The following is a 430-nucleotide window of genomic DNA, read 5'->3' as shown; positions in this document are numbered from 1 at the left end:
TTTTGTTTTAGCCCTGTGGAAGCGAGAGGGTCAGGTGGTGGTCGACCAGCACTTGCTGTTTAGCCGAGACGCCATGGATGACCAAGCCATGTCGGCGGTAGACACGGCCTTTTTAAATGAGCATGGCGTCCAGCTCGATATGGACGCCATCATCCCTTTGACCAAAGGACCAGTCGTGGAAGAGGTTAGTCGCCGAGCCGCTCATAAGGCGGCTCAAGGGGAAACTCTCGAGCAGATTGCTCAGCAGCACGGTGTCACTCTTGAGACCTTACAAACCTTAAACCCGACGTTGCCATTATCGCCACTGGATAAGGGGGCGGCCATCTACACCGAGCCCGTGAGGGTGTACAACCATGCGCTGGATGTCGGTTACCCAGCCTTTACCGCCCGGCTCAGTGAGGGGCTGCTATCGATAGACCGCATCGCCCGA

General features: G+C 56.7%; 1 protein-coding gene. It reads left to right on the top strand.

Features of this window, described 5'->3' with window-relative positions; translation table 11 throughout:
• Nucleotides 1-430, top strand: a 430-nt coding sequence (locus OH455_RS23290) for a LysM peptidoglycan-binding domain-containing protein (RefSeq protein WP_269982949.1), incomplete at both ends; no start/stop codon positions are given.

It is taken from the genome of Vibrio sp. T11.5 (assembly GCF_027587155.1).
Taxonomy (GTDB): domain Bacteria; phylum Pseudomonadota; class Gammaproteobacteria; order Enterobacterales; family Vibrionaceae; genus Vibrio; species Vibrio neptunius.
This window is presented reverse-complemented; position numbering and strand designations above follow the sequence as displayed.